The sequence below is a fragment of the Salmonirosea aquatica genome, from assembly GCF_009296315.1.
Classification (GTDB): domain Bacteria; phylum Bacteroidota; class Bacteroidia; order Cytophagales; family Spirosomataceae; genus Salmonirosea; species Salmonirosea aquatica.
On record NZ_WHLY01000002.1, the window covers coordinates 1,265,836 to 1,282,130 of the forward strand.

Annotated in this window: 10 protein-coding genes; 4 read left to right on the forward strand and 6 right to left on the reverse strand. The window is 53.0% G+C overall.

Annotated elements, in window-relative coordinates:
* Nucleotides 1-261 precede the first annotated feature (261 nt).
* From GBK04_RS06440 to GBK04_RS06465, 6 genes are all read right to left on the reverse strand, one after another.
* On the reverse strand, nucleotides 262-1,347 hold the full coding sequence (locus GBK04_RS06440) for a DUF4249 domain-containing protein (protein WP_152757916.1): 1,086 nt from the start codon (nucleotides 1,345-1,347) through the stop codon (nucleotides 262-264).
* Nucleotides 1,348-1,649: 302 nt separating this feature from the next.
* Nucleotides 1,650-2,732, reverse strand: a complete 1,083-nt coding sequence (locus tag GBK04_RS06445) for a DUF4249 domain-containing protein (RefSeq protein WP_152757918.1) — start codon at nucleotides 2,730-2,732, stop codon at nucleotides 1,650-1,652.
* Nucleotides 2,733-2,837: 105 nt separating this feature from the next.
* Nucleotides 2,838-5,261 carry a TonB-dependent receptor gene (locus GBK04_RS06450; RefSeq protein WP_152757920.1) on the reverse strand — a complete coding sequence of 808 codons (2,424 nt, stop codon included), beginning with the start codon at nucleotides 5,259-5,261 and terminating at the stop codon, nucleotides 2,838-2,840.
* A gap of 51 nt (nucleotides 5,262-5,312) precedes the next feature.
* On the reverse strand, nucleotides 5,313-7,034 hold the full coding sequence (locus GBK04_RS06455; RefSeq protein ID WP_152757922.1) for a helix-hairpin-helix domain-containing protein: 1,722 nt from the start codon (nucleotides 7,032-7,034) through the stop codon (nucleotides 5,313-5,315).
* A gap of 112 nt (nucleotides 7,035-7,146) precedes the next feature.
* A complete protein-coding gene (locus GBK04_RS06460; RefSeq protein ID WP_152757924.1) occupies nucleotides 7,147-8,664 on the reverse strand; it encodes a SusD/RagB family nutrient-binding outer membrane lipoprotein in 1,518 nt (505 codons plus the stop codon).
* 80 nt (nucleotides 8,665-8,744) lie between these two features.
* A complete protein-coding gene (locus GBK04_RS06465; protein WP_152757926.1) occupies nucleotides 8,745-11,921 on the reverse strand; it encodes a SusC/RagA family TonB-linked outer membrane protein in 3,177 nt (1,058 codons plus the stop codon).
* Nucleotides 11,922-12,213: 292 nt separating this feature from the next.
* On the opposite strand from GBK04_RS06465, the gene GBK04_RS06470 reads away from it, so the two are divergent.
* From GBK04_RS06470 to GBK04_RS06480, 4 genes are all read left to right on the forward strand, one after another.
* On the forward strand, nucleotides 12,214-13,839 hold the full coding sequence (locus GBK04_RS06470) for an alpha-amylase family protein (RefSeq protein ID WP_373330760.1): 1,626 nt from the start codon (nucleotides 12,214-12,216) through the stop codon (nucleotides 13,837-13,839).
* Nucleotides 13,836-14,399, forward strand: a complete 564-nt coding sequence (locus GBK04_RS30370; protein ID WP_373330761.1) for a hypothetical protein — start codon at nucleotides 13,836-13,838, stop codon at nucleotides 14,397-14,399. Before GBK04_RS06470 ends, GBK04_RS30370 begins: the two co-directional genes overlap by 4 nt.
* A 92-nt stretch (nucleotides 14,400-14,491) precedes the next feature.
* Nucleotides 14,492-15,598 carry a Gfo/Idh/MocA family protein gene (locus tag GBK04_RS06475; protein WP_152757928.1) on the forward strand — a complete coding sequence of 369 codons (1,107 nt, stop codon included), beginning with the start codon at nucleotides 14,492-14,494 and terminating at the stop codon, nucleotides 15,596-15,598.
* Nucleotides 15,599-15,609: 11 nt separating this feature from the next.
* A complete protein-coding gene (locus GBK04_RS06480) occupies nucleotides 15,610-16,236 on the forward strand; it encodes a hypothetical protein (RefSeq protein ID WP_152757930.1) in 627 nt (208 codons plus the stop codon).
* Nucleotides 16,237-16,295 lie beyond the last annotated feature (59 nt).

Below are 16,295 nucleotides of genomic sequence, written 5' to 3' on the forward strand. Positions count from 1 at the left end.
GGGGATCTGACTATCGATCTGCATCATCACCATTACAAAGTCCTATACGGATTTCAAATATCGCCATATCTTTTTAGTCTAGAACCGGCTTTTCGGTACCCTGAATCCGGTGGAGGGAGCCAACCTGTTTACCACATCAACTCCCACCTGAACATGGGGGGTTGGGCAATAAGCTGATGAAAATTCCTTTGCGAAAGTACCCATCTCTAAAAGCGAGGTTATCTTAATCAGAAACAAAGTTTGTCGTCCAGAATCCCTGACCTAGAAGTCCCAAAAACGGGGTTTCTGGCCCGTCCGGTACAGGCTTTCCTCGCAAGGGGTGCAGGGCGGTGGGATCCCTCCCGTAGGAGGATAAGGCAATCCGGCGGGGCAGCTGGCACGCTCGGCATCCCGGCGATCCACCACATGCCCTACCCTTGTAATGCCCACTGCGCTGAAAAAGCCCAGTACCTGCTCTTGCGGATTGCTGATACAGATTAGGTTGCTCGGCACCGCCGACGGGGCCACGTCAAAAACGCCGCCTGTATTTTGCAGTAGTTGCTTGATCGTTTTCCAGTACAGGTAGGCATCCCGGGAGAGGGCTTGTTGCTCTACTTCCAGGTAGTACTGGTCGCGACATTCCACCGGAACGGTGGCTACCTCCTGCCGCGCGATTTTCTGCCCATTATTGAGCGCATCGTTGGCGACGTTGATGCAGTCGGGGCCCAGGCAGCGTTCAATATCCCAGCAATCTGAACAGCAAAAAAGAAAATAAATGGGGTTACCGTATCTGTCTTTTGCCGAGCCGCACCCAACCAACTTCTTGTAACGCACTGAATTCCAGCGGTAGTAGTTGCCGCGTTCGGCAGGATCCTGGGTATCGATGTAGACGTGCCAGCCGCCAAGCTGTCGCTCCTGCGTAATCGGGTTGATGCTTTGGAACGGTTCGTGATAAATGCGCTCAATGGTACCCGCATCGCGCAGCAGTTCGGGTCGGGATTCATAGTTTTTTCCATCCACTTCAAAATGAAGCTGGTAGGTGCGGCCGACAACTCCCTGCAATTTCTGGGTTTTATACTGACCGCCGGCCGACGTTTCCACCAGATCTTCCCGCCCGCCCGTATCGTCAGTAATGTACACTTTGGCTCCCTGAATGCCAATGCTGTATCCCGCAAAGGAGTAGTTGGCGGGCCGTACGAGTTGAATGGTGTAAGGGCCCGGTTGATTTGAAACAAAACCCTGCACGACCACATTTTCGGGCTGCTGTTTAAAATCAGCCTCGTAGGGTGTCACACAGGCGGACACTAAGGCAATGGTTACCCATGCGAGGGCTTTTTTAAAGGGCAACTGATGAAGGAAAGTTAACAAGGGTATAAGGGTTTATTTTTTGTTAACATACGTCGTGTGAACTTTGTGAAATTCTGTGTTTAGTATTGAGTTCGGGCTGTCGATCTGCATCATCACCATTACAAAGTCCGATACGAGTTTCAAATACCGCAATATCTTTTCAGTGCGAAACCGCCGGAGGGCAGCTAGCTCATTTATGGCATTGATACCCCCTGAAAATGGAGATTTGGGAAATATCTTTAAAATTCCGTTTCAAAGGTACCCTCCCCCAGGAGCCAGATTGTCTGAGCCAGAAACGACGTTTGTCGTCCAAAATCCCTAGCTTATAAATCCCAGAAGCGTGGCTTCTGGCCCGTCCGGTACAGGCTTTCCTCACAGGGCGCACAGGGCGGCGGCGGTCCCGAAGGCGGATCGGGCAGTTCTTGCGGACAAGCCGACCGTTCGGCATTACTGCGATCCACCACATACCCCACGCGCGTGATTCCCACCGCGCCGAATAAGCCCAGTACCTGTTCGTCAGGATCGGTGAGGCAGCTCATGTTGCCCGGTACGGCCGATGGAGCCACGTCGAACACGCCACCCGTGTTTTCCAGCAATTGCTTGATCGTCTTGAAGTAGAGGTACCCCTCGCGCGAGAGTGCCTGCTGTTCCACTTCAAGGTAATATTTGTCGCGGCAGTCCACCGGAACCGTAGCTACTTCCTGCCGGGCTATCTCCTGGCCGTTGTTGAGGGCATCGTTGGCAACCTTGATACAATCGGGCCCCAAACAGCGGACGATGTCCCAGCAATCGGTACAGCAGAATAGCCGGTACAGCGGGTTGCCATAACGATCCTTGGCCGATCCGCACGCTACCAACCGCTTGTAGTGCACTGAGTTCCAACGGTAATAGTTGCCCCGTTCGGCGGGATCCTTTGTGTCGATATAAACGTGCCAGCCGCCAAGCTGTCGCTCCTGCGTAATCGGGCTGATGCTTTGGAAAGCCTCATGGTAAATACGGCCGATGGTACCCGCATCGCGCAACAGTTCGGGCCTCGATTCATACTTTTTACCGTTCACCTCAAAATGAAGTTGGTAGGTACGACCGACAATTCCCTGCAGCTTTTGAGTCTTGTACTGTCCGCTGGCCAGCGTTTCCACGAGGTCTTCCCGCTGGCCCGTATCGTCGGTAATATACACTTTGGCTCCCTGAATGCCAATGCTATATCCCGCGAAGGAGTAGTTGGCGGGCCGTACGAGTTGAATGGTGTAAGGACCCGGTTGATTTGAAACAAAACCCTGCACGACCACCGATTCGGGTTGCTGCTTAAAATCAGCCTCGTAGGGTGTCACACAGGCGGATACCAGAGCGATTACCGCCCACAAAGCAGCCTTTCTAATGGATAAATAGTACTGGATGATGGACAATGTTGGATCGGTTTATCTATAAAACTCCTGAAAAATTCTGTAACCTGACTTTGCTTCTCTATACCTTATACCTTTAACACGTTGTACTTTTTTGCTTAGGTACCCCTAAAACTTAAAATTATACGTCAGGGAAGGGAACACGGTGGCAAAAATCGAAAGCTTGTTGGCTTCGGTCAGGGCGTAGGGTCGTAAGTTGTAAAATATGGAAAAGGCGTTCTTGTGTGCGTATACATTGTAGAGCGAAAACACCCAGCTGTTTTTCCATTTCCGCTCCGGATGCTTTTCAGGATTCTGGTCGAACGTAATAGAAAAATCAAGCCGATGGTAGGCGGGGATACGATCCTGGTTGCGATTGAGGTAAATAGGAATATTGGCCCCGAAAATCGTGGGGTCAAATAGGGTGTAACGCCCGAATGGGTAGGTGGCGGTCCGGCCACTGCTCAGGGTGAAGTTGAACGCCACCGTCACCATCAGGTTAGGCCGGAACACGGTCATGGCGTTCAGAGTATGGGGCCGGTCAAAGTTAGCCGGGTACCAGTTGCCATTGTTGACGCGCTCCTCAGGAAACGGACTGTTGATTTGTAAAAAGGTACGGGCGTAGGTATAGCTTACCCAACCCGTCCAGAAGCCAGTATTCTTCTTGGCCATCAGTTCCAGGCCGTAGGCACGGCCATCGCCCTGCAACACCGCCGTTTCCAGCTTTTCGTTCAGTACGATATCGGCACCATCCTTGTAGTCGAGAGCATTCTGTATTTTCTTGTAGTACACCTCGGCGGAGGTTTCGTACATATCATTTTTCAGGTTTTTAAAGAGTCCCAGCGATACCTGGTCTGCAATCTGTGGCTTGATGTACGGACTACTCGTGGTCCAGCGGGCAGTGGGTAAGGCGGCCGTGGTGTTGGACACCAGTTGTAGGTACTGCCGCATCCGATTGTACCCCGCCTTCACCGAGGTAGTGGCTCCCAGCGTCCAACGCAGCGCCAGGCGAGGCTCCAGCCCGCCGTAGGTTTTCACCACCGCACCTTTGTCGTAGGTTTCGGTTTCAATAACCACATCCTCAGCCAGCGGGCCGCCGGGTGCATAACGGTTGATCGTAGCGGCACCCAGCCGCAGAAACTGCGAATAGCGCAGCCCGATGACCGCCGAAAAATTATCCGTAAGCTTCCATTCGTCTTCGGCAAAAGCCGAAAATTCGGCTGCGTGTTCGCGCTCGATGTCCAACGGCAGTATGTTGGAATAGGGACCGGGTGTCAGCGTGTTGGGTTGTACCCCGTAGCCGATCACACCCGCGCCCCCTTTGAGAAAATGCCGGGGGTTGGTTCGGTTGCTGTATTGAAATTTAAGGTTTTGGTAGGTGATCGACGACACCAGATCGATTGCATTGGCCGAGTCGGGAATCATGGTACTGGCGCGGTAGTTGGTCAGTACCGCGGCGGCTTCCCAGCTCACCTTGTCATTGACATTGAACTGCCAGCGCAGGGTACCACTCGCCGTGCGGTAGCCAAACAACGACGAAGAGGCATTAACATCGACCGACGAGAGCGAATCGGACGGGATTTTGAAATTGTCGTTGCTGAAATACCCCGAGAAGGTCAACTCCTGACGGTTGTTGATCGTCCAGAGCCATTTGTTGGTAATATCATAGAAATTGGCCTTCGTATCGCGCAGGGCGATGGGACCGATCTTAAACAGAAAGTCGTTGAACGATGCCCGCACCGCCAGCAGCGTAGACAGCTTCTTGGCGACAATCGGTCCCTCTAGTGTCAGACGACTGGAAATGAGTCCTATGCCACCGCTGCCTGAGAACTGTTCGGAGTTGGGGTATTTCAACCGCACGTCCAGCACTGAGGAGGCCCGCCCGCCGTATTCGGCCGGAATACCGCCGCGCTGTAGAGTCACGTCGCGCACGGCATCCTGATTGAAGACGGAAAAGAAGCCGAACAGGTGCGAGGTGTTGAATAGCGGAGCCTCGTCCATCAGCACCAGATTCTGGTCGATGCTGCCGCCGCGCACATTGATGCCAGTGGTACCTTCGCCCACGGTCGTGACGCCGGGCAGCATAAGCAGGCTGCGCATTACATCCACTTCGCCCATGAAGGCCGGGATTTTCTGGATGCTGCGGATGTTGAGACGCGAAGCGCCGATTTCTACTTTCTGGACATTTTCCTCGGGCTTGCCCGTAGTGACCGTCACTTCATCCAGCAGCTTGGTATCTTCTTCCAGTTGTATGTCCTGATTCACCTGATCGGCCCTCAACTCAATTTCTTTCAAAACCGGCTTAAACCCAATGGAACTGTATTTGACGGTGTACTTGCCGGAAGGTACCGAAAGTATATAAAAGCCTCCTTTATCGGTTTGAGTCCCTTTCCGTACTTCCATGACAAACACGCTGGCGCCGGACATTTTCTCGCCGGTCAACGCGTTGGTTACGGTACCAAAAAGTGTGGTGGATTTTGTACCCTGTCCCTGACTATTTACTAGAAATCCTGCAAAAAAAAGTATGGTGAGGAAATAACGTTGACAAATCATGTGGAATAGCTAAGGAATAGGATGCGCAAATATCATGGAAAGGAATACAGCTTACTCAGGCTTTTTCTGTTTTTTCTTCTGTAGGTACCCTTCCATTTCTTTTAAAGACAAAGTATTAAAAGTCATACCCTTCGTCAACCCACCTTTACGGCCAATAGCTACCCCGTAGTGCATATCATGGTAGCCCTGCGTGGCGTGAGCGTCGGGGTTGATGCTCAACTTCACCCCTTTTTCCAGGCAGTACCCTACCCAGCGCCAGTCAATGTCTAGCCGCCAGGGACTGGCGTTAATCTCGATGATGACCTGATGCTGCGCGCAGGCGTCGATGATGGCCTTGTAATCAATGGGGTACCCATCGCGCGAAAGCAGCAGCCGACCCGTGGGATGCCCCAGAATGGTGGTATAGGGGTTGGCAATGGCCGCCAGCAACCGGTCCGTTGCTTTACTGAGCGACATGGTGAGGTTGCTATGCACCGAAGCCACAATGTAATCGAAGGAAGCCAGTACGGCATCGGGGTAGTCCAGCGCTCCATCGCCCAGAATATCGGACTCGATGCCTTTTAGAATTTTAAAGGGTTGGTCTGAATTCTGCGCCGCAAAACGGGCGTTCAGCCGGTCAATTTCATCGTGTTGTTCAAAAATCTTCTCGACCCGCATCCCACTGGCGTAAGCGGCGGTCTGTGAGTGGTCGGCGATGCCCAGATATTCGAAGCCCAGTTCGCGGCAATACTCCGCCATTTCTTCCAGCGTATTTTGTCCGTCGGAGTAGGTACTGTGGTTGTGCAAAATCCCCTTCAGATCGTCCCACGTCACGAGTTCATCGGGCGTATGGTGTTGCGCCCAGCTGAACTCCCCATGTCCCTCGCGCATTTCGGGCACAATGTAAGGTACCCCGGCCTTCTGGTAGATCTCCTCCTCTACGTCCACTGCTTCGGCGCGGGCGATCTGCAGGAGCGTGCGTCCGTTGGCTGTCTGATGGGTCAGATGCCCCTCCGCACTGCTTTGCACAAAAAGTTCGTTCTCGATTCTGGCGGGGCTTACGGCCACGATTTCTACAAGAATATCTTGATCAAATGCCTTCCCACGCCACACGAAGGGCGTGGAAGCTTTCACGTCCTGATGGAGCATATCCATTTTGGAAAGTACCTTTTGCACCGCAACGGGCGAATCCGCGGGAATGAGGAAGCGGATGGTCTCGACCGTTTCTGTCTTGCGACGTACCTCGCCTGCCACCTCTACCCGATCAAACTGTTTCTCCAGTTCATCCAAAAGTAGCTGGGCAAGCGCCTCGGCCTGATTCATGCGCAACTTACCCGTCTGACTGCGCAGGAACGCCAGTGAATCCAGAATTTTTTGTTGAGTACCTTCCCCAAAACCCTTGAGCTTGGCAATGCGGCCGTCCAGGCAGGCAGCTTCCAGTTCGGCGATGGATTCAATTCCCGATTCGTGCCAGAGGGCGGCGATCTTCTTGGGGCCAATTCCTTTGATCCGGAACATTTCGAGCACGCCAGGCGGCGTAGCGGCCAGTAGCTCGTCGGTTTCTTTGATGTGACCTTTTTCGACTAGTTCGATGATCTTGCCCGCCACACCCTTACCTACCCCCTGTATTTTAATAAGATCGCCGAACGGGAGTCCGGCGATCTGTTGATTCGTCAATTTATCCAGATTGAAAGCCGCCGCCCCGTAGGCTCTTATTTTGAAGGCATCTGCTTCGTGGAGTTCCAGTAGGCGGGCAGTCAGTTCAAGAGTTTCTACAATCTCAGAATTAGTCATGCGTGGAGCAAAGTTTTCAATGACAGAATAAGTGACCGGGTCGCCGGTGCGATGATACGATAAAAGTACAACGCTTATTCCATCATTCACCCATTCGGTCATTCAAAATTGATCACTTATCCCACCACACTTTGGTGTCCAGATCATCGGCTCCCATGCGACCTACGGCTTCTTTCAGGTTGGCACTGTTGACCGATACTTCGGAGTTGGGGTAGGTGAGGCGATTGATGAAATTGCCCTTGATCGATTTACCCGGAAACGGATTGGGTGTCAGTTTCGGGAAGTTACTACGCCGCCAGTTGGCAAACGACTCGGGGCCATTCATAAACGTAGCGATCCAGTACTGCGTGTTGATCTGCTCCAGCGCTTTGCTGGCATCGAACGGATTGGCGGCCAGGTAGGCATCGATGGCACTGCTCGGGATGGCCGAATTGACATCGTACAAAGCCATCTGCTCCATGTGGGCGCGAACCCCCTTTTTATAATAATCCTCCGCTGAGCCCACCACCCAACCGCGTGTGGCAGCCTCCGCCAGCAAAAGTTGATTCATCCCGTAGGTCACAAGGAACATCGGGCTCTGCTGCTTGGCCAGGCGGGTACGGTCGATCTGGCTGTACGCGTAGAAACTGGCAAGTCCGTCTTTGGTAGCCTGTTCTTTTATGCTAATGTTGTCAAATCCGAACGGCATACCGATCTGCACCGACGGGTCGGTTTTGGCGTTGGCCGGAATCTGTTGCGGCCCCGACGTAGCCCCTACATAGCGTACCGCGATGGAACCCAGCCGGGGATCGTTGGTACTTTTGAGGTAGTTCACGAAAGGCGCGCCTAGATAGATATTGTTGCCTTCGGTACCATTGAGGGTACTTCCCAGGGCATTGTTGTAGTTGGCATTATGCCGGACCACCGCGTTGTCGGCGTTGGACTCTATGAGCCCCCCCTGCACGGCATCCTTTACGGTTTGTTGCGCTAGCGTGGGGTCAACCTCCGTTAGTCGCATACCCGCCCGCAAGAGCAACGAATAACCCAGCTTCTTCCATTTGGCTATATCACCTGCGTACATAATATCCGCATTTTCTTTGGGCTTGGAAGCATCCAGGGCAGCCGAAGCTTCTTTCAGCTCTTTGATGATATCCTTGTAGATAGCTTCCTGGGGATCATATTTGGGCAGAACTACCTGATTAATAAACCCAACCCCAGCATCGAAGTAGGGAATATCGCCGTAAGTATCCGTCAGCACCATGAAGGCGTGAGCCTGCCATATCCGGGTCATGTTGACCAGATTACTGCGGGCGGGATCTTTCGAGGCAAGGTCAATCGTGGTTTTCGTATTTCTGATTACATCAGGATAGTACCGAAGCCAGATTTGCTGCGTGTAATCGCGGTTATCCTGGTTGAAGTTGGCACCCGTCAATACGCCCGAGTTGGGCGTGACCGTCTGCTGCACGATACTCATGTCGTACCACAAAATGGGTGAAGGAAATGAGGCGTTAATGACGGCATTGTTCAGCAGGAAAACTGGATTTACCGTCGTAGCCGCCGTCTTATTGGTATTCATTTCGTCAAACCCTTTGTCGCACGAAGTCGCAAACAGGCAGGTGGCGAGGGCGAGGTATATAGGTAGTTTTTTCATTGTTCAGTTTAGTTTTGATGGAGGTAATGAGCGAATAAAATGAAGCTTCGTAGTCTATTCTCCCAATCCCTCATTCACAGTTAGAATTTTACATTCAGGTTAAAGCCCATGCTGCGGGTAGTAGGCAAGCCCGTGGATTCGAGACCCACGATATTGTCGGAGCCATAGCCGAAGGATTCGGGATCGATGTTAGGTACCCATTTTTTGAGTAACAATACATTATTGGCCACAAAGCTCAGGCGTACCCCCTTCAATGGCGATTTGGCGGGCAGGAACCGGGAGAAATCGTACCCGGCGGTAATCTGCCGCAGTTTCCAAAAACCCGCGTTGTACACGATAGGCTCCACCAAAGCCAGTGACCGCACCACCTCCCAGTACGACTGCACCGGGGCCACTGCGGTATTTTTCTCACCTTTTTCGTTCACTCCATCGCCCACTACGCCACCTTCACGGCCTTCGAGGGTCATCTTATGCAGACCGTGGCGGGTAGCGTTGAAGTTGGTACCCGACATCATATTATGCCCTAACTTGAAATCAATCAGGAACGACAGGTTGATACCCTTGTAATTGAAGGTATTGGTAAAGCCCCCCACATACTTAGGAATGGCCGACCCGAACGAAATGAGATCCGTGGTACGTTGGGGTCTTCCATCGGTAGCAAAAATCTTCCGGCCCTGGTCGTCCCGTTTGAAGCCGAAGCCGTACAGCGAAGCCATCGGTTGGCCCACTACCTGCCGCAGTTCGCCGTTGAACACGTGGGTACCTACGGTGATGCGTTCACCGGGGGTATCGGTCAGCAGACTGAGCACTTTGGTTTGGTTGACTGAGCCATTGAAGGTAAAGTCCCACTGGAAATCATTACTCCGCACCAGGCCTAAGTTGACCAGCAACTCGATTCCCTGATTTTGTCCTTTCCCACTATTGATCAGGGTATTAGCAAAACCCGAAGCGTTGGAAATCTGCGCCGAAACGATTTGATCGGTGGTTATTTTACGGTATACGGCAAAGTCAATACCAAGCCGGTTGTCGAACATTTTCAATTCCAGTCCCAGCTCGGTCTCGCTGGTGCTCATAGGCCTCAGGTTGGCGTTGGGTACCGTATTCGTAGCGATGTTGCCAACGGGTTGCTGGGCACCGACCACGTTGGGAAACAGGTTGGCATTGATTCCGTAAAAAAGATTATTCGAGTAGGGAGAAACATCTGTATCGCTCCCTACTTCCGCGTAGGCGGCGCGCAGCTTGCCAAAAGTCAGCCAATTGGGTACATTGACAAAGGCCTGCGAGAACACGAAGCTACCCGATACCGAAGGGTACAGGATACTCCGGTTGGCGGGAGAAAGGGTAGAGAACCAATCGTTCCGGGCCGTCACGTTCAAGTACAGGAAATCTTTGTATGAGAGTTCGGCCGCCCCGTATACTGAGTTGACCGCCCGCTCGGAAAGATTATACAGAGGATCTTTTACCCGACCATTCTGTACGGTGTACAGGTCACGCACTACAAAATCGGTCACCTGTACGCTATTCAGGTCGGAGCGGCGGTACATCTGGTTGCCGCCCAGGGTAACATCCACCCCGATTACCCCAAATTTATGGTTAGCGCCAATCAAGATGTCTTTATTGATTTCACGAAAACGCCGGGCTTCCTGCGTATATAAGCCATTCACAAACCCTTCGGGCGCGGGAGGACGAGAAGCCTGTCCGGTCGGGAAGTTGGTATAATCCTGGTCGCGCGACCAGTAATCCTGACCCACCCGGGCCTGCACGTACATCCAGTCGAACAAATTATAGCGGGCGGTTATGTTACCAAAAATCCGATCACGCCGAATATTCTGAAACTGTTCGGCCAGGGTAAAGTAGGGATTTGTCCGGTTCTTGAAGCGCGAATACACAAACTCGTTGCCATCGGCATCGTACTTTTTTTCATCCAGCAAGTCGAGCGGCATGGAATTGGCCATGTTCATGAGGGCAGTCGGGATGGAGTTATCCTGCTCGGCAATCACAGGTGGATTCTTGTTGTACTCGTTGGAGTAGTTGATATTGCCCGTAACACTCAACCGCTTGGAAAGGTCATAGCTGAATCCGAGGTTGATCGTCTTGCGGTTGAAGGTATTGTTAGGCACAATTCCCTTATTGTCCATGTTGGCCAGCGACAGGTTGAAGCCGCCTTTTTCGGAATTGGAAGAAACCGAAATCGTATTATTGAAGTTGGTACCATTGCGGTAGAACTTTCTGATCCGGTCGTACACAGGCTCGTAGGGTACCGTCACGCCATCGAAAAGTACCTGCGTCATACCCGGCTGAAACTTCTCCCCGAACGACCACTGCCCCGAAGTAGGGTTAGCCGTGGTAGGGCGTACACCACCCTCACCCTGTCCGTACTCATACTGGTAATCCGTAAAATCGAGGGGTGTGTCCACGGTAAAATTAGAATTGTAGCTCACGCCGATGCCCCGGCTTTCGCCCCGGGTTTTGGTCGTGACCATAATCACCCCGTCCTTGGCGCGGGAACCGTAGAGGGCCGCCGCCGTAGCGCCTTTCAGTACGGTCATACTTTCGATGTCGTCGGGATTGATGCTGCTCAAGCCGTCGCCACCATCGGAAGTGTTGCCGCCACCGCCGCGCACGGCAATGGAACCATCCGACGACTGGTTGTTGGGGTTGGTACCGAAGTTGGTATTGTCGATGGGTACCCCGTTCACCACGATCAGCGGTGAGTTCTGGCCCGAGAATGAGGATTGTCCCCGGATACGGATCTTGGAGGTACCCCCCGGCCCGGTACCCAGGCTCGTAATGTTGACGCCCGCAATCTTGCCTTGCAGGGTATTGATAAAGTTAGGCGTCCGGTTGACGGTAATCGCTTCGGAACCTACCGTGGTGGCGGCATAGCCAAGCTTCTTGGATTCTTTCCGGATACCCAGGGCCGTGACGACTACTTCGCTCAGCGCGGTAGCGCTTTCTTCCAGCGTTACGTTGACACTACTGCGGTTGTTCAGGGCTACCTCCTGCGTGGAGTATCCGATGAAGCTGAACACCAGCGTGGCGGATGGCCCCGCATTGACCGAAAATTTACCGTCGGCATTGGTCGTGGTACCCGTGTTGGTACCCTTTACCAGCACAGAAACTCCCGGCAGAGGCTGGTTTTCCCGGGCACCCGTCACAGTCCCCGTCACCGGGTTCACCTGAGCCAAACTAGACAGGCTCAGCAGTAGAAATAACCCCATGAATGTTAGGGTTTTAGTAGGAGAAAGTTTTTCCATTTTTCATAGGTTTTAGTGAATAGTGTTAAAAGGACACCTATTCATACGATCTACCAATATTTCTATAATATATTTATATATTAAAAATTATTACAAAGGTACCCCTCTCACAGCCCAAGCCGATTCTTACCCTCACCACGAGCCGGAAGGCGTTTCCATAGGTTCCTGGCTTAGTATCATCCGGATTCTGAGGATGAATGGTAAAATGGAAACCATACGTCCTTTTACCCCTCAGGTACCCGACCGGGTATTGGCCAAAATGCCACCTCGGCGCGGCTGACAACTTTTGTATATGGAAAGAAGAGCATTCATCAAGAACACAGGATTATGGGGAGGTACCCTCGCTCTGACGGGCACCGCGGTACTGGCGAACTCGCGATCGGATACGGGCCATTATTATACGCCGCAGGGTACCCTCTGGCTGGACGGTCCCATGCGCTGGGCGCAGCTGGCCTTTGTAGAGCGCGATCCCGGCCATTACGATCCCGACTTCTGGCTTGCCTACTTCAAGCGCATTCATGCCGATGGCGCGCTATTGAGCGCGGGGGGTGTGGTGGCTTTTTACCCGACTGAAATTCCCCTGCACCACCGTAGCCAATACATGGGGGATGCCGATACCTTGGGGTACCTGGTGGAAGGCTGCAAGAAACTGGGGATGAAAATCATGCTGCGCACCGACCCCCACGCCACCCGGCAGGGTACCTTCGACGCCCATCCCGACTGGATTGCGGTGACGGCCGACGGCCATAAACGGCGGCACTGGGCCAATCCTGATCTGTGGGTCACCTGTGCGCTGGGGCCTTATAATTTTGAATTCATGCCGCAGGTCAATCGCGAAATCATGCAGCGCTTCGCGCCGGAGGGCATTTTTTCCAACCGCTGGGCGGGCCATGGCGTGTGTTACTGTGAGCATTGCCAGCAGAATTTCAAAGCTTTTTCGGGTCTGGCTTTGCCCCAAAAAGAAGAAAGGCTCGACCCTACCTACCGCCGCTGGACGGAATGGCGCACCAAACGCCTCCGGGAACTGTGGGCCTTGTGGGATGCTGGCATCCGCGAGGTACGCCCGGCCTCCCGCTTCATTCCCAATGGCTTTCCGGATAAGGTACTCACGGGCAAAGAAGCCGATCTTTTCTTTGCCGACCAGCAGGCTCGTTCGGGCTTGATTCCGCCCTGGACTAATGGCAAAGGCGCCAAGGAACTGCGCGCAACGCTAGGTGCCAAACCACTGATTGGTATTTTCAGCGTCGGACTGGAAGAAGAATTCCGGTGGAAGGATTCCGTGCAGAGCGACGCCGAAATCCGGATTTGGGTAGCCGAGGGTACCGCCAACGGCATGCGACCCTGTTTTGTAAAATTCGGTGCCGATATCTACGACAAGCGCTGGATGGATTCCGTAGCTACCCTGTACGAAGTCTATCACAAAAATGAGCAGTACCTGCGCAATACTGCTTCGCTGGCGCGGGTAGGTGTGATGTACTCCGAGCAAACCGACCGCAAGTACGGCGGCCAACCCTGGCAACAGCGCAGCGGCGATCACCTGGACGGCATGTACCACGCGCTGGTCGAAAGCCGGATTCCGTTCGACATGGTCAACGACCGTTTGCTCGGCGCTGCCGATCTGGAACGCTTCAAACTGCTGATCCTGCCCAATATTGCGGCCTTGTCGGATGCGCAATGCCAGCAAATCGAAGCGTTTGTACAGCGGGGTGGTAGCGTGGTGGCTACCTTCGAAACGTCCCTCTACGACGAAGAAGCCCAGCCCCGTTCGGATTTTGGTTTGGCCAGACTGTTCGGCGTTTCCTTTGACCAAAAGGTGGAAGGCCCCATGCGCAACAGCTACCTGCACTTGCGGCACCAGCCTCAGGATGTCCTGCATACGCAGATTCTGGCCGGACTGGAAGGTACCCCCGGATCGTGAACGCGATTTATAAAGTCAATGTAAAACCCACGGCCGATTTTGCCAGTCCCATTACGCTGATCCCCACCTACCCCGATCTACCCATGGAAGATGTGTACCCGCGCGTACCCGAAACCGACATCCGGGAGGTGTACCTGCGCCAGGTTGGAAAAGGCCGGGTAGCCTATTTGCCTGGCGATCTGGATCGTACCTTCTGGAAACTGCTGAATGTAGATCACCGGATTTTACTGAACAACATCATCGGCTGGGCACTGGACGAAGAGCCAATCACGACAATCGCCGGGCCGGGGGTCATTGACAGTACCGTATGGCAGCAGGAAAAGTCCATGACGGTACACCTCGTGAACCTCACGAATCCGATGATGATGAAAGGCCCTTTCCGGGAGCTGATTCCCATCGACACCCAGGTTACTGTGCAGGTACCTGCCGGCAAGAAAGTTTCCCGCGTAAAACTCCTCATGCGCGGAACGGAGCCTGAATTCACACAAACCGATGGAAAAATCACGGTGCAGGTACCCCGCATCCTGGATCATGAAATCGTCGCGCTGGATTTGGGGTAAGTAGTTCCTGCGACTTTCTGATTTGCATTATTAAGCCAAAAGTTTTTTCTTTAACCATTCCCCGTCCTTATTCTTCACGCTCGACATTTATTATGGAAAAGATCGTTTCCTCTGCTCTGTTCTCACGAAGAAATTTCCTGACCACCAGCGTAGGTGCAGCGGCGCTCGCCGCTTTTTCGCCCTATGTGATCGGCCGCACCAAAGCCAAAGAAAAGCTGGGCGTTGCCTTGGTAGGACTGGGTTACTACAGCACCGACCTGCTGGCGCCCGCGCTGCAACTCACCCAGCACTGCTACCTCGCGGGCATCGTGACAGGTACCCCCGAAAAAGCCGAAACCTGGAAAAAGAAGTACAACATCCCGGATAAGAATATCTACAACTACCAGACCTTCGACCAGATTGCCAACAACCCCGATATCGACGTGGTGTATGTGGTGCTCCCCCCCTCGATGCACCGCGAGTACGTGGTACGGGCGGCCAAAGCCGGGAAAGATGTATGGTGCGAAAAACCCATGGCACCCAGCGTCAAAGACTGCGAGGCGATGATCAGAGCCTGCGCCGACAATAAAAAGAAACTGGCGATCGGGTACCGCAATTTACACGATCCTAACATGCAGGCCTGGATGAAACTCGCCAAAGAAGGGCCTATGGGCAAGCCCCGGCTCGTCAGCTGCGCGGCGGGCTACGTGGACAACCGCACCACGCACTGGAAACAGAAAAAAGAAATGGGCGGCGGCGTGATGGGCGACATGGGCGTGTACTCCATTCAGGGGGCACGGCATGCGGTGGGCGAAGAACCCACCCTGGTGACGGCCCACCACTTCACAAACCGGCCGGAGATTTATAAAGATGTGGACGAAACGACGATGTACCAGCTGCACTTTCCCAGCGGGGCTTTGGCCAACTGCACCGCTAGTTTCGGCATCAACACCAATTTCCTGAAAGTGAATTACGAAAAGGGTACCCTGCTGATGGAACCGTTTTCGGCTTACAGCGGCAACAAGGGTACCTACTCCAACGGGGTGATTGACCTCGCTGTCCCACTGAACAATCAACAGGCCAATCAGATGGACGACAACGCTCTGGCCATTATGCAAAATAAACCCCTGATCGCTCCCGGTGAAGAAGGACTTCGTGACATCAAAGTCGTGGAGGCTATTTACGAAGCCGCCCGGACGGGAAAGGAGATAAAGGTGTAAATCAAGGAACGATGGGGATCAAACGTTATCATTTTCTGAGTCAAGTGCCGCAGCCGTACCGGGGTATATTCCAAACGGGTCACGTACCTCCCTCACCGGCTTTAAGGACTTACCATCCCCATACCCAGCGGGTACTGTTGGGAATCGTGTCGCTGCTTACCTTCCCCATATTCATCGGCATATTGGTTTTCTTTTTTTACGGAGTAGGGCGGCTTTTCAAGGAGCAAAATCAGGCACAGTCTGCCGGATTAGCATTCCTGACGGCTTTTGGCACCTTGCTGCTGCTGGCCATTATTCTTTGCGCGGTCGCCATGTACATCACCCTTTTTCGGGATTTTGCCATCGCCCGAAACAAAGAGCAAACTCGGTTTCATTTCGGCCTTCTTCTGGATGACCATTTTTTAGTGTGGCGGAGAAAGGTACCTTTCCTACCTATCGTCATGATTCAAAAATCGGACATAGAATCGGTTGAGTTGATTAGAAGGCGGAGAGCCGTCAGCGAAGGAACGCCCCTACCTTACGTACGGATCACGGTACGGCATTCTGACGGACAGCGGTATCTCGATATCCTAAACAATTCGTACGATTTTTCGGGGAAAGGCACTACAGAAGTATTGAACGAATGGAGAACATCGTGAGAGAATGGGTGAATACTTCCTTGACGAAAATTTAATTCACCCATTTTCTCATTCTGACC